The sequence below is a fragment of the Duganella sp. 1411 genome, from assembly GCF_017833525.1.
In the GTDB taxonomy this organism is placed as follows: domain Bacteria; phylum Pseudomonadota; class Gammaproteobacteria; order Burkholderiales; family Burkholderiaceae_D; genus Rugamonas.
Genome location: NZ_JAFICD010000001.1, coordinates 2,761,342 through 2,774,020, shown reverse-complemented (window position 1 = coordinate 2,774,020; position 12,679 = coordinate 2,761,342). Strand labels below are relative to the sequence as shown.

Annotated in this window: 12 protein-coding genes; 9 read left to right on the top strand and 3 right to left on the bottom strand. The window is 68.2% G+C overall.

Translation table 11 applies throughout. The features are described from left to right. Positions 1–45: 45 nt before the first annotated feature. From imuA to JOD97_RS11615, 3 genes are all read left to right on the top strand, one after another. Positions 46–789 (top strand): translesion DNA synthesis-associated protein ImuA, encoded by a 744-nt coding sequence (gene imuA / locus JOD97_RS11625; RefSeq protein WP_209716817.1) that lies wholly within the window; start codon positions 46–48, stop codon positions 787–789. Continuing rightward, positions 722–2,200, top strand: a complete 1,479-nt coding sequence (locus tag JOD97_RS11620; RefSeq protein ID WP_209716813.1) for a DNA polymerase Y family protein — start codon at positions 722–724, stop codon at positions 2,198–2,200. The genes imuA and JOD97_RS11620 overlap by 68 nt, the downstream gene beginning before the upstream one ends. A gap of 177 nt (positions 2,201–2,377) precedes the next feature. Continuing rightward, positions 2,378–3,136 (top strand): S9 family peptidase, encoded by a 759-nt coding sequence (locus tag JOD97_RS11615; protein WP_209716810.1) that lies wholly within the window; start codon positions 2,378–2,380, stop codon positions 3,134–3,136. A 105-nt stretch (positions 3,137–3,241) separates the two neighbouring features. Here JOD97_RS11615 and JOD97_RS11610 read toward each other — a convergent pair whose 3' ends face one another. The 3 genes from JOD97_RS11610 to JOD97_RS11600 all read right to left on the bottom strand — a co-directional run bounded on the left by JOD97_RS11610 (position 3,242) and on the right by JOD97_RS11600 (position 6,558). After that, positions 3,242–3,589 (bottom strand): hypothetical protein, encoded by a 348-nt coding sequence (locus tag JOD97_RS11610; RefSeq protein WP_209716807.1) that lies wholly within the window; start codon positions 3,587–3,589, stop codon positions 3,242–3,244. 53 nt (positions 3,590–3,642) lie between these two features. Continuing rightward, positions 3,643–4,593 carry a sensor domain-containing diguanylate cyclase gene (locus JOD97_RS11605; RefSeq protein ID WP_209716805.1) on the bottom strand — a complete coding sequence of 317 codons (951 nt, stop codon included), beginning with the start codon at positions 4,591–4,593 and terminating at the stop codon, positions 3,643–3,645. An 84-nt stretch (positions 4,594–4,677) separates the two neighbouring features. Next, positions 4,678–6,558 carry a M61 family metallopeptidase gene (locus JOD97_RS11600; protein WP_209716801.1) on the bottom strand — a complete coding sequence of 627 codons (1,881 nt, stop codon included), beginning with the start codon at positions 6,556–6,558 and terminating at the stop codon, positions 4,678–4,680. Positions 6,559–6,611: 53 nt separating this feature from the next. On the opposite strand from JOD97_RS11600, the gene JOD97_RS11595 reads away from it, so the two are divergent. The 6 genes from JOD97_RS11595 (at position 6,612) to coaD (ending at position 12,397) form a co-directional block, all read left to right on the top strand. Next, entirely contained in the window at positions 6,612–6,779 is a 168-nt protein-coding gene (locus tag JOD97_RS11595) for a hypothetical protein (RefSeq protein WP_209716798.1), read from the top strand. 14 nt (positions 6,780–6,793) lie between these two features. Beyond that, positions 6,794–7,252, top strand: coding sequence for an Hsp20 family protein (locus JOD97_RS11590; protein ID WP_209716795.1), 459 nt, complete (start codon positions 6,794–6,796; stop codon positions 7,250–7,252). A 299-nt stretch (positions 7,253–7,551) separates the two neighbouring features. Beyond that, complete coding sequence (locus JOD97_RS11585) at positions 7,552–9,081, top strand: DegQ family serine endoprotease (protein ID WP_209716792.1); 1,530 nt, start codon at positions 7,552–7,554, stop codon at positions 9,079–9,081. Positions 9,082–9,138: 57 nt separating this feature from the next. After that, a complete protein-coding gene (locus tag JOD97_RS11580; protein WP_209716789.1) occupies positions 9,139–9,798 on the top strand; it encodes a response regulator transcription factor in 660 nt (219 codons plus the stop codon). Next, positions 9,795–11,174 carry an ATP-binding protein gene (locus JOD97_RS11575; protein ID WP_209716786.1) on the top strand — a complete coding sequence of 460 codons (1,380 nt, stop codon included), beginning with the start codon at positions 9,795–9,797 and terminating at the stop codon, positions 11,172–11,174. Before JOD97_RS11580 ends, JOD97_RS11575 begins: the two co-directional genes overlap by 4 nt. A 32-nt stretch (positions 11,175–11,206) precedes the next feature. Continuing rightward, positions 11,207–12,397: a pantetheine-phosphate adenylyltransferase gene (gene coaD / locus JOD97_RS11570; protein ID WP_209716782.1), complete on the top strand. Its 1,191-nt coding sequence runs from the start codon at positions 11,207–11,209 to the stop codon at positions 12,395–12,397. Positions 12,398–12,679: the final 282 nt, after the last annotated feature.

Sequence of the window (12,679 nt, the reverse complement as noted above, 5' to 3'; positions counted from 1 at the left end):
CTGTGTATTTGTACAGTGTTTAAGCTAAAATGCGCTTGTGAAACCATGAACCGCCTCGCCACACCCGCCACACCCGTCACAGCCGCCCAGGCCGCCGTCCTTGCCGCGCCCGAAGCCGTCCACCCGTCGTTGTGGCGCGCCTCGCAACTGGCGCACAGCGCCACGCGTTGCGTCGACACCGGCTTCGCCGCGCTGTCGGCGCAGTTGCCGGGCGGCGGCTGGCCGCTGGGCACCTTGGTCGAGTTGCTGCTGCAGCAACACGGCATCGGCGAGTTGCGCTTGTTGCGTCCGGCGCTGGCCGGGCTGGGCAAGCGTCCCATCGTGCTGGCGCAGCCGCCGCACGCGCCGCAGGCGCTGGCGCTGGCCGCGCTGGGGCTGGAGCCGTCGCAGCTGATCTGGATCCGCGGCGGCGCCAAAAGTGGCGACGCCCTGTGGGCGGCCGAGCAGGTGCTGCGCAGCGGCTGTTGCGGCGCCTTGCTGCTGTGGCAGCAGCACGCGCGCGGCGAAACCCTGCGCCGGCTGCACCTGGCCGCGCAAAGCGCGGACACCCTGTTTTGCCTGCTGCGGCCGCTGGCGGCGGCGCGCGAGGCGTCGCCGGCGCCGCTGCGCCTGTCGCTGACGGCGGCCGCCGGCGGCGTCGACATCGGTTTCGTCAAGCGCCGCGGGCCGCAGCGCGACACCCCCTTGTTCTTACCCTTAACGCCTTCTTTGCTACAACGCCATGCGCCTCTGGATCGCCCTACACCTGCCACGGCTCCCGCTCGAGGTATTTTGCCCGCGCTGGTCTGAGGATCTGTGCACCGTCGTGCTCGAGCAAGAGCGCGTGGCGGCGCTGTCGGAGGCGGCGCGCGCGGCCGGCGTCGAGCCGGGCATGCGCCGCGGCGGCGCGCTGATGCTGGCGCCGCAGGCGCGCTTCCAGCAGCGCGCGCCGCAGCGGGAGGCCGAGGCGCTGCAGGCGGTGGCGCTGGCGCTGCTGCGCTACACGCCGCAACTGGCGCAGGCCGAGGAGGCCACCTTGCTGCTCGACGTGGGCGCCAGCCTGCGCCTGTTCGGCGGCGTGCGCGCGCTGTGCCGCGACATCGCCGCCAGCCTGCGCGCGCTCGGCTTCACCGCCGCGCTCAGTTGCGCGCCGACCGCGCGCGGCGCCTGGCTGCTGGCGCGCGCCAACGCCGGGCGCGCGCTGACGATGGCGGCGCTGACGCGGCGCCTGCGCCGCCTGCCGGTCGGGCTGTTGCCGCCGGCGCGGCCCTACCTGGACTGGTTCGAGGGGATCGGCTGCCTGACCCTGGGCCAGGCGCGCGCGCTGCCGCGCCCGGGCCTGCAGCGGCGCTGCGGCCGCGCCTTGCTCGACATGCTGGACGACGCCCACGGCGAGCGGCCGGAATTGCACCAGTGGCTGGCGGCGCCGGCCAGCTTCCGCGCCAAGCTCGAGTTGTTCGACCGCGTCGAAAACGCCGAGGCGCTGCTGTCCGGCGCGCGCCGCCTGCTGCTGCAACTGACCGGCTGGCTCAGCGCGCGCCAGCTCGCCGTCGAGCGCGTCGTGTTGTTGCTGGAGCACGAGCGCGGCCGCGTCGCGCGCGCGCCCACCGCGATCGAGGTGGTGCTGGCCGAGCCGACCTGGCGCGACGAGCATCTGGTGCGCCTGCTCAAGGAGCGGCTGGCCAAGCAGGTGCTCGAGGCGCCGGTGATCGGCCTGTGCCTGGAGGCGCCCAGGGTGACGCCGATGACGCCGCCGAGCGATTGCTTGTTCCCCGAGCCGGGCGGCGGCAAGGAGGACTGGCAGCGCCTGCTCGAGTTGCTGACCGCGCGGCTGGGGCCGGAGAACGTGTTGCAGGCCGCGCCGCGCGCCGATTACCGGCCCGAGCACGCCAACGCCTGGGTCGGCGTGCAGCAGAAGATACGGCCGGCCGACGCCCGCGCGCAGTTGCCGCCGGACCTGCCCAGCCTGCCGCGCCCGGCGTGGCTGCTGGCCAAGCCGATTCCCTTGCTGATGCGCGAGCACCGGCCGTTCTATGGGTCGCCGCTGACGATCGTGTCGACCGGCGAGAAGATCGAGGCCGGCTGGTGGGCGGAGATGCAGACGCGCGATTATTTCATGGCCGAGGGCAGGGACCACGCGCATTATTGGTTGTACCGCGAACGCGACGGCAACGACCCCGAGGCCGTCACGCGCTGGTATTTGCATGGCTTGTTCGGGTGATGTGGAGGTTGTACGCCGGGTAGACATGTAATCCGCCAATGCGTGCGTCGTCGAAACGCATGCATTGGCGGATTACGCTGCGCTAATCCGCCCTTGTGTTGCAGTGGTGTTCCATGGCGTTTCAGATATTGCGCAGGGTTTCGGGTATTCTTGGCACTGCCAACCGAAGGAACTTATATGCGATCACAACGACAGGAATTCCCCGGCGCCGACGGCGCCATGCTGGCCGCGCGCCTCGACGCGCCCGACGGCGACGTCCACGCCTACGCCTTGTTCGCCCACTGCTTCACGTGTGGCAAGGACGTGTTCGCCGCCAGTCGCATCGCCCAGGCGCTCACCGGCCACGGCATCGCCGTGCTGCGCTTCGATTTCACCGGCCTGGGCGCGAGCGAGGGCGAGTTCGCCAACACCAATTTCTCGTCCAACTTGGCCGACCTGGTGGCCGCCGCCGATTTCCTGCGCGCCCACCACGCGGCGCCGCGCCTGCTGATCGGCCACAGCCTCGGCGGCGCGGCCGTGCTGGCCGCCGCCGGGCGCATGCCGGAGGTGGCCGCCGTCGTCACCGTCGCCGCGCCCAGCGATCCGTCCCATGTGACGGGCCTGTTCGGCGAGCACCTGGAGCGCATCGCGCGCGACGGCGAGGCCCAGGTGCAACTGGCCGGGCGGCCGTTCCGCATCAAGCGGCAATTCATCGAGGACGCCGCCGAGCACAATTTAAAAGGGAAGATCGCGGCGCTGCGGCGCGCGTTGCTGGTGATGCACGCGCCGGGCGACGACACGGTGCCGATCGGCAACGCCGTCGACATCTTCACGGCCGCCAAGCATCCGAAAAGCTTCGTTTCGCTCGACAGCGCCGACCACCTGCTGACCCGGCGCGAGGACGCCGTCTACGTGGCCGACCTGATCGCCGTGTGGAGCCGGCGCTACCTGGGTTGAGCGGCCGGCAAACCCGCACGGCCGGGCGGGGTCGTACCCCGTGGGGTACGACCCCAAAACGCCGTGGCTGGCGTACCGCCCAAGGCGCCGGGGGTGTTTAACAGATCACTCGTCGCCGAATTCCTCGGCCAGGTCTTTCCAGCCCTTGCCGGCGGCGAAGGTGTTGAATTCGTCGGGCGATTCGAGCACCAGCAACTTGCTCTCCTGCAGCACCGGGTCGCCGGCCGTCAGCGCCGGGCCCTTGTAGCCGACCGTGCGCAGCTGCGCGACGACGGCGTCGATCAGCGATTTGTCCTTGTGCAAGCCGCTGATCGGGGCGGCGAAGTCGACGTAGACGTCGATCGCGCCGTAGCCCTCGTCGAAGATGCGGATCGCCTTGGCGTCGTGGGCGCGGCCGGCGCCGTCGGTGGCCTTGAAGGGCCCGCTCAGTTGGATGTCGGTGTCTTTGTTCATATCGCCAGCATACACCAAAACCGTCCGAAACCGCCCGCGCGCGCCGTCCGGGGTCAGCGCGAGACGGTGTTGCGCCCCTTGTGCTTGGCCCGGTACAGCGCCTGGTCGGCCAGCTCGTAGATGGCGCCCTGGCCGAGCGTGGAGTCGGGGTCGATGAACGCCAGCCCCAGCGACAACGTCACGTGGCCCGACGGCGGGTTGCCCTCGTGCACGATCATGCGCGCGGCCACGCCGGCGCGGATCTGCTCGGCCAGCGCGGCGCTCTCGTCGGGCCCGCCGCTGGCGAACAGGCAGGCGAACTCGTCGCCGCCGATGCGGAAGCACAGGTCGCCCGGCCGGTTCAGCGAGCGGCGCATCGTGTCGGCCACCGCCTTGAGCACCTGGTCGCCCTGCGGGTGGCCGTAGGTGTCGTTGTATTGCTTGAAGCGGTCGACGTCGATCAGCAGCAGGGTCAGCATGCGGCGGTCGCGGTGCGCGCGCTTTTGTTCCTCGGTGAAGCGGATGTTGAAGTAGCGCCGGTTCTTCAGGCCGGTCAACTCGTCGGTCACGCTGTCGTAGCGCGCCGCCTTGGCCTCGGTGATGTCGGTCGAGACGGCGCAGGTGCCGTAGACCTCGCCGTGGTCGTCGAACAGCGGGAATTTCACCGTCGTATAGGTGTGCAAGGTCTTGTCGCGGTGGTAGACGCTTTCCTCCTCGTGCACCGCGCGTTTTTCCAGCGCCGCCTTGCGGTCGTTGCGCCACAGCTGCTCGGCGATCTCGGGCGGGAACAGGTCGAACACGTTGGCGCCGATGAACTTGGCCGGGTCGTAGCCGTCGAGGATCTCGAAGTGGCGGCTGGCCATCAGCAAGGTGCCTTGCAAATCCTTGGTGGAGATCAATATCGGCGCGTGGTCGAGCAGGGCGCGGAACACGCGGTCGGACGCGCGCAGCCGTTCGAGTTCGGCCGGGGAGACGGCGGCCGGCGCGGCGCCGCCGGGGTCGGTGCTGTCGATCGTGTCGGGCATGGCATCCATCGGAGGCAGGGGATGCCCCAGTATAACCGGGATGGCGGCGGAAAAACACGCCGCCGCCACCGGCTGGCGTCGCGCTTACTTCAGCGGCCGCAGGATCGCCTCGAGCCGGTCCGGCGCGCCCTTGACCCGTTCCAGGCGCGGGTACTTCAGGCCGCCGTGGTAGTCGAGCGCGTAGGTCTGGTACAGCGCGCCCTTCTTGACCAGCAGCTGGATCGGCGCCGTGCCCTCCTTGGCGTCGCTGACGGCCGCGCGCAGCAGCTCCGGCTTGTAGGCGCGGCCGTTGACGGCGAGCAAGGTCGAGCCGCCCGACATGCCGGCCTTGAAGCCGACGCCTTCCCACTGGAACGCCTCGAGCTTGCCCTCGGCGCCGACCGAAAAGCCCAGCGAATACTGGAAGTTGGCCGATTTGCCCTGCTCCTCCTGGGCCTTGAGGAACGGCGTTTGCTGGTCGGTGTAGACCAGTTTCCAGCCCGAACGCGCCAGGCCGTCGAGCGGCGCGCCGGGGCCGTGGCCGTCGACGCGGCTGCGCAGGAACGGCGCCCAGTCGTACGGCTGCACCGCGTTCAACGCCGCCACCACGTCGTCGAACGTGTAGTGCTTGGCGACATGGACGCCGTCGTCGACGCCGAAGAAGGCGCGCGCGAAATCGTCGAGCGAGCGCTTGCCGCCGGACAGCTCGCGGATCTTGGTGTCGGCGTCGAGCCAGATCAGTTGGCCTTCCTGGTAATAATCCTCGCCGCGCTGCCAGTTGTTCCACACCTGCGGGCGGCGCGCGTTGACGATCGGATCGTAGGTGGTATCCTGCACCGCGCGCCACTCGCGGCCCTTGACGTGGTCCAGCCGCGCGGCCGAGGCCGCCAGCAGGTCGCGCGTGTGCTCGGCCGAGATCAGGCCGGCGCGCGCGGCCAGCACCGCGCCCCAGTACTGGGTCTGGCCCTCGTACACCCACAGCAGCGAATTGTCGAGCGGCGTGTTGAAGTTGGGCACGTCCTGGCCGGCCGGGCGGCGGAACTTGCCGTTCCACGAATGGGCGAACTCGTGCGCCAGCAACTCGCGCCGCGCCTCGTACTTGGCCCACTCGGTGAAGTAGCCGGTCTTGACGCCGTTCTCGCTCGACTCGTGGTGCTCGCGGCCGATGCCGCCGAATTCGTCGCTGATGGCGAACAGGAAGTCGTAGTGCCGGTAGTGTTTCGAATCGAACAGCTTGTAGGCTTGCTGGACCAGCGCGCGGTGCGGCGCGATCTGTTCCGGCGTCGCCGCCAGTTGCTCGGCGCTGTCGGCCACCACGTTCAGGTGCACCGGCACCCTGGCGCCCGGATCGAGGTCGATGCGGCGGAAATAGCGGCCGGCGAACAGCGGCGAATCGAGCAGCGTTTCCAGGTCGAGCGGCTTGAAGGCGATCTCGTCGCCGACGCGCGCGGCCGTCTCCAGCGCGCTGCCGAACTGCCAGCCGGGCGGCACGGTCAGGTTCGGCTGCACGGTGATGTCGCGGCTGCGGTAGCCGGCCGGGTACAGCGCCAGCGATTGCCACTGCACGCCCAGGATGTCGGCGGTGAAGGTGGTGCGGCCCTGGTTGGCCTCGATCGGCGACAGGTACTGGAATTCCACCTCCACCGCGCCGGCGTCGGCCGGCACGTCGATGGCGAAGGCCCAGACGTTGAGCGGATCGCGCTTCCACTCGAGCGGCTTGCCGTTGGCGCTGGCCTTGAGGCCGGCGAACTGGTTGAGCGCGCCGCTGGGGCCGTGGTTGGCCACCACCCATTGCGGATAGAGCAAGGTCAGCTTGCCGGGCTTGGCCGGGATGGTCTGGCGCACGCGGAAGATTTGCTGGGCGAAGTTGCTGGCGTCGACTTTGAGCACGATGGTGCCCGGGTAGGGCTGCTCGGAGATCGTTTCTGCCTGGGCGCTGAAGGCGGTGGCCAACAGGATGGCAATTGCGGCGCGGGTAAGGGGCATGAGGCGGCGTACGAAGGTTGGACAAGAGAAAGAGTTTAGCACGGGGGCAATTGATGAAGCTGGCGACGGCGCCGCAAAAAAATCCAAAAATGTTCAAAAAAAGTGTGCCGCTGGGGATGTTGAAGGCGTTTTTCAAGGCCTTGAAAGCCGCCAAAAGCGACCTATATCGGACTCAGTGGTTGCCCAGATTGGGGGCCACGATTCCATATCGCTTAACTTGAAAAGGATATTTATCATGCGTACTTTTGACCTGACTCCTCTGTATCGTTCCGCTATCGGTTTTGATCGTCTGGCACAACTGCTGAACGATGCCCAGCGGGGAGATTCCGCACCAAGCTACCCGCCTTACAACATCGAGCTCGTCTCCGAAGACAAGTACCGGATCGTGATGGCGCTGGCCGGCTTCAGCCGGTCGGAAATCGACATCACCTTCGAACGCGATTCGCTGCAGGTCGTCGGCCGCAAGCAGAAGGACGCCACCGAGCGCACCTATCTGCACCGCGGCATCGCCGCGCGCGACTTCGAGCAGCGCTTCCAGCTGGCCAACCACGTCAAAGTGACCGGCGCGTCCTTCGACAACGGCATGCTCACCATCGAACTGGTGCGCGAAGTGCCGGAAGCCCTGAAGCCACGTAAAATCGTGATCGATGGCAGCGACAACGTCGCCGCCCTGGAGCAGCGCCAAGCGGCGTGATCCTGATGTAGGGTGTGCGCCTTCGGTGGCACATGAGTAGGACCAACTGGCCGGTAATCCGGCCAGTTGCACGTCCACGCCGCCGGCGGGCAGCACCACAAACCCAAGCAAACCACGGTTCCACGTAGGGCGGATTAGCGCAGCGTAATCCGCCAAAGCGCCGCCACCGGCCCCGGAAAAAATTGCAAAAATCACCAAAAACGTAAGCATTTGTATCCGCAACACATGTTAAGTGGCATCTAAGTTTTTTGCCTCATATTGAATACATCTACAAAAACCTCATTCAATCAGGAGTGCATATGTCCCAAACTACTTCTTCCGGATCGAAGACCGCCAAGCGCGCAGTCGCCGCCGTGGCCGTGCTGGCCGCGATCGGCGCGGGAGGTGCCGTTGTCGTCCACCAAAACAACGCCACGGCCAGCGCCCCGGTGGCCGCCGCCAGCGCCCCCGCCGCCAGCCAGCCCGCGCCCGCGGCGGTGCCGGCGCCGCCGATCTCGCTGCCCGACTTCAGCGTGGTGGCCGCCCACAACGGCCCGGCCGTGGTCAACATCAACGTCACCGGCAGCGTCAAGACCGCGTACGACGGCAACGGCCCGCAGGGCATGGGCCGCAGCGACGCCTTCGGCGACGACCCGTTCCTCGAATTCTTCCGCCGCTTCCAGGGCCAGCAGCAGCCGCGCGGCCAGCGCGAGATGCCGACCCACGGCCTCGGCTCGGGCTTCATCATCAGCGCCGACGGCATCATCCTGACCAACGCCCACGTGGTGCGCGACGCCCGCGAGGTGACCGTGAAGCTGACCGACCGCCGCGAATTCCGCGCCAAGGTGCTCGGCTCCGATCCGAAGACCGACGTCGCCGTGCTCAAGATCGACGCCAAGAACCTGCCGGTGGTGCCGCTGGCCAAGACCGACAACCTGAAGGTGGGCGAGTGGGTGCTGGCCATCGGCTCGCCGTACGGCCTCGACAACACCGTCACCGCCGGCGTCGTCAGCGCCAAGGGCCGCTCGCTGCCGGACGACTCGTACGTGCCGTTCATCCAGACCGACGTCGCCGTCAACCCCGGCAACTCGGGCGGGCCGCTGTTCAACACCCGCGGCGAGGTGGTCGGCATCAACTCGCAGATCTACAGCCAGACCGGCGGCTACCAGGGCTTGTCGTTCGCGATCCCGATCGACGTCGCCACCAAGATCAAGGACCAGATCGTCTCCAAGGGCAAGGTCGAACACGCCAAGCTGGGCGTGACGGTGCAGGAGATCGACCAGAGCTTCGCCGATTCGTTCAACCTGGCCACGCCCGAGGGCGCGCTGGTGGCCAACGTCGAGCGCGGCGGTCCGGGCGACAAGGCCGGCCTGCGTCCGGGCGACGTGGTGCGCTCGGTCAACGGCCAGAAGATCGTCAGCTCGATCGACCTGCCGGCCATGGTCGGCCTGGCCGAGCCGGGCTCTAGGATCGCCATGGAGGTGTGGCGCAACGGCAAACTGGTGTCGCTCAACGCCACCCTGGGCAACGCCAGCGACAAGGTCGCCGCCGTCGACGCCGAGCGCGGCGACCAGGGCGCGGCCAAGCTCCGGCTGGGCTTGTCGCTGCGTCCGCTCGACCAGATGGAAAAGCGCCAGTCCGGCATCCCCGGCGGCCTGGTGATCGAGGACGCGGCCGGCGCGGCGGCCAACGCCGGCATCCAGCCGGGCGACGTGCTGCTGTCGGTCAACGGGCTGGCGGTCAACAGCGTCGACCAGGTGCGCCAGGTGGTCGGCAAGTCCGGCAAGTCGGTGGCGTTGCTGATCCAGCGCGGAGATGAGAGAATCTTCATCCCGGTGCGTCTGGGCTAAGCCAGGCCGTACCATCCGACCGGCGGAAACGCGACAACAAAAAGAAAGGAACACAATATGCGACTTCTGCTGGTGGAAGACGACACGATGATCGGCGAGGTGGTGCTCGACCTGCTGCGGGCCGAGCACTACGCGGTGGACTGGGTCAAGGACGGCGCCATGGCCGACACCGCGCTGCAGACCCAGACCTACGACCTGGTGCTGCTCGACCTGGGCCTGCCGCGCAAGGACGGCCTCGAGGTGCTGCGCTCGATGCGCGCGCGCAAGGAGCTGACGCCGGTGCTGGTGGCCACGGCGCGCGACGCCAAGGAGCAGCGCATCGCCGGCCTCGATGCCGGCGCCGACGACTACGTGCTCAAACCCTACGACCTCGACGAGCTGCTGGCGCGCATCCGCGCCTTGCTGCGGCGCTCGGCCGGCCGCGCCGAGCCGGTGTTCGAGCACGGCAACGTCTCGGTCAATCCGCAAACCCGCGAAGTGATCGCCGACGGCAAGCAGGTCAACCTGTCGGCGCGCGAATGGGCCGTGCTCGAGGCGCTGATCGCCCGTCCCGGCATCGTGCTGTCGCGGCATCAGCTTGAAGAGAAGTTGTACAGCTGGAAGGACGAGGTCAACAGCAACGCCGTCGAAGTCTACATCCACGGCCTGCGCAAGAAGCTCGGCGCCGAACTGATCCAGAACGTGCGCGGCCTCGGCTACATGGTGCCCAAGCTATGAAAGTGAAGGTCAAGCTGCCGCGGGTGCCGGTCGTCACGCACTCGCTGCGCGGGCGCCTGCTGTGGTTCCTGCTGGCGGCCATCACGATGGCGGCCATCGCCCAGGCGCTGATCGCCTACCGCAGCGCGCTCAGCGACGCCGACCAGATCTTCGACTACCACATGCAGCAAATGGCCATGTCGCTGCGCTCGAGCGCGACCTTGACCAACAAGGCCGCCGACTCGGCCGCCGACCCCGAGAACGACGACCTGGTGGTGCAGGTGTGGACCCCCGACGGCGCCCAGGTGTTCCGCTCGCTGTCGCGCGCGGCGCTGCCCCAGCGCGCCGTGCTCGGCTTTTCCAACGTCAAGGCCAACAACACCACCTACCGCATCTTCTCGGTGCAGACCAGCAACCAGACGGTGCAGGTCGCGCAGGACATGGCGGTGCGCCAGCGCATGGCCGGCACCCTGGCGCTGCGCACCGTCGGCCCGATCGCCGTCATGGCGCCTATCCTGATGCTGGTGGTGTGGTGGGTGGTCAGCGGCTCGCTGGCGCCGGTCTCGCGCGTCAAGCGGCAAGTGGCCGCGCGCCAGGCCGACGACCTGTCGCCGGTGTCGGAGAACGACCTGCCCGACGAGGTGCTGCCGCTGGTGCACGAATTGAACCTGCTGTTCGGCCGCGTGCGCACCGCCTTCGAGGCCCAGCAACATTTCGTCGCCGACGCCGCCCACGAGCTGCGCTCGCCGCTGGCCGCGCTCAAGCTGCAGGTGCTGAGCCTGGAGCGGGCGCAGGACGAGGCCGCGCGCGCGGTGGCCATCGGCCGCGTCACGGCCGGCATCGAGCGCGCCACCCGGCTGGTCGAGCAACTGCTGGTGCTGGCGCGCCAGGAGGGCGCCGCCGACGGCAAGCTGGCGCCGCTCGACCTGTCCGAGCTGGTCAAGCGCACCTTGGGCGACCTGGCCGGGCTGGCGCAGGCGCGCCAGATCGACCTCGGCCTGCACCACGCCGACCAGGCCAGCGTCGCCGGCCAGCCGGACGCGCTGATCATCCTGCTGCGCAACCTGGTCGACAACGCCATCAAGTACACGCCGGCCGGCGGCACGGTCGACATCGACCTGCGCCGCATCGCCGGCGCCAAGGGCGGGCCCGGACGCGTGGTGCTGGCCATCGAGGATTCCGGCCCCGGCATCCCGCCGGAGGAGCGCGAGCGCGTCTTCAGCCGCTTCTACCGCGTGCCCGGCAGTCCGGCCGGCGGCAGCGGCCTGGGACTGGCCATCATCAAGTCGATCGCCGAGGCGCACGGCGCCACGTTGACCCTGGACCGCTCCGCGCGCCTGGGCGGCTTGCAAGTGAAAGTCGATTTTCCCGAGACTGCAAGCGCCACTCCGGTCTAAAATGCCAGTTTGACATTGGCGGCGGAGCGAGTATGAAGAAGATCGGCTTTTCGGGCACCCTGGACCCGATCACCAACGGCCACATGTGGGTGATCAACGAGGCCCGCTCCATCGCGGACGAGGTGGTGGTGTTCCTGTCGGAGAACACCGCCAAGAAGCCCAAGTTCACGGCCGAGGAGCGCAAGAGCATCATCGCGCTCAGCTGCGCCGAGCAGGGCTGGGACAACGTGCAGGTGGTCATCGTCAAGGGCGACTACACGGCGCGCGCGGCCAAGAAGCACGGCGCCGACTGCCTCATCCGCGGCATCCGCACCACCGCCGACTTCGACTATGAAAACCTGATCCAGCAAACCAACGTCGACGTGCTGCAGGGCGCCAAGACCATCTTCGTCATGCCGCCGCGCGACCTGGGGTCGGTCAGCTCGAGCTTTGTCAAGGCGCTCGAGGGGCCGATCGGCTGGAACTGGATCATGAAGAAATTCGTGCCGGGGCCGGCCTACCACGCCTGGGTGCTCAGCTGGCTGCGCAAGGAATGGGAAACCTTGTGGGACTACGCGCACGCCGACGCCCCGGCCATCGCCCACGCCGACCAATGGTTCGTGCGGCTGACCGGGGCCGGCGCGTACGGCGGCGCCGCGCGCCACTACCACAACCTCGACCACCTGGTGCACGGGCTGTGCGAGATCCGCGCCTGGGCCGCCAACACGCAGCCGGACCCGCTCGACGTCGACATCGTCAAGCAAGCGTTCTGGTTCCACGACGCCGACTACGGGCGCCGCGGCGGCGCCGACGAATTGACCAACGAAGAGGCCAGCGCGCAGTTGTGGCTGGGCAGCCACCTGGCGCAGCAAATGGACGACGCCGCGCAACTGATACGGGCCACCGACCACTTCCAGGAGGCCGCGATCACGCACCGGCTCAAGGACGTCATGCTCAGCGTCGACCTGGCCATCCTCGGCCAGGACGACGAGGTGTATCAGAATTACGCGCGCGGCATCCGGCGCGAATACAGCCACCTGGCGGACGTCAAATACCGGCAAGACCGCGGCGGCGCGCTGGCGCACCTGTGCCGCAAGGCCGAGGCCGGGCAACTGTTCGGCGACGCCTACTTCTCCGACACCTACAACGAGCGCGCCATCGACAACATGCGGCGCGAGATGGCCGCGCTGGCCGACGGCAACTCCGGGGTCAGGTCCACCAATTCTACACAAGCGCAACCGTAGCAACGCCAGCAACTCCAGGGTCAGGTCCACCATTTCTACACGAGCTGAACTGTCAGGACGGATAAATCGTCCGTCAGCCGTTCTACCGCCTAGGCCGTGTAGAAATGGTGGACCTGACCCCGGAGTGCTACACTTGCCGCGCCGTCACGATTGTCGCAAGCCGGTCCGCCGTAACGCCGATCCCGTCTCCTGCAGGAGCGGGCGGGTCCGACGGCCGCGCATCCCCATGCCCCGCGAGGCTGGCTTGCCCGCGATCCGGCGGCAGTACCGTTTCCAAGCGCC

Bases quoted from the DNA above. Each gene is read 5' to 3' on its own strand.
- JOD97_RS11580 (WP_209716789.1), top strand. From the start codon at position 9,139: ATGCGACTTCTGCTGGTGGAAGACGACACGATGATCGGCGAGGTGGTG.
- JOD97_RS11620 (WP_209716813.1), top strand. From the start codon at position 722: ATGCGCCTCTGGATCGCCCTACACCTGCCACGGCTCCCGCTCGAGGTA.
- JOD97_RS11610 (WP_209716807.1), bottom strand. From the start codon at position 3,589: ATGAACAAAGACACCGACATCCAACTGAGCGGGCCCTTCAAGGCCACC.
- JOD97_RS11600 (WP_209716801.1), bottom strand. From the start codon at position 6,558: ATGCCCCTTACCCGCGCCGCAATTGCCATCCTGTTGGCCACCGCCTTC.
- coaD (WP_209716782.1), top strand. From the start codon at position 11,207: ATGAAGAAGATCGGCTTTTCGGGCACCCTGGACCCGATCACCAACGGC.
- JOD97_RS11615 (WP_209716810.1), top strand. From the start codon at position 2,378: ATGCGATCACAACGACAGGAATTCCCCGGCGCCGACGGCGCCATGCTG.
- JOD97_RS11575 (WP_209716786.1), top strand. From the start codon at position 9,795: ATGAAAGTGAAGGTCAAGCTGCCGCGGGTGCCGGTCGTCACGCACTCG.
- imuA (WP_209716817.1), top strand. From the start codon at position 46: ATGAACCGCCTCGCCACACCCGCCACACCCGTCACAGCCGCCCAGGCC.
- JOD97_RS11605 (WP_209716805.1), bottom strand. From the start codon at position 4,593: ATGCCCGACACGATCGACAGCACCGACCCCGGCGGCGCCGCGCCGGCC.
- JOD97_RS11585 (WP_209716792.1), top strand. From the start codon at position 7,552: ATGTCCCAAACTACTTCTTCCGGATCGAAGACCGCCAAGCGCGCAGTC.
- JOD97_RS11595 (WP_209716798.1), top strand. From the start codon at position 6,612: ATGAAGCTGGCGACGGCGCCGCAAAAAAATCCAAAAATGTTCAAAAAA.
- JOD97_RS11590 (WP_209716795.1), top strand. From the start codon at position 6,794: ATGCGTACTTTTGACCTGACTCCTCTGTATCGTTCCGCTATCGGTTTT.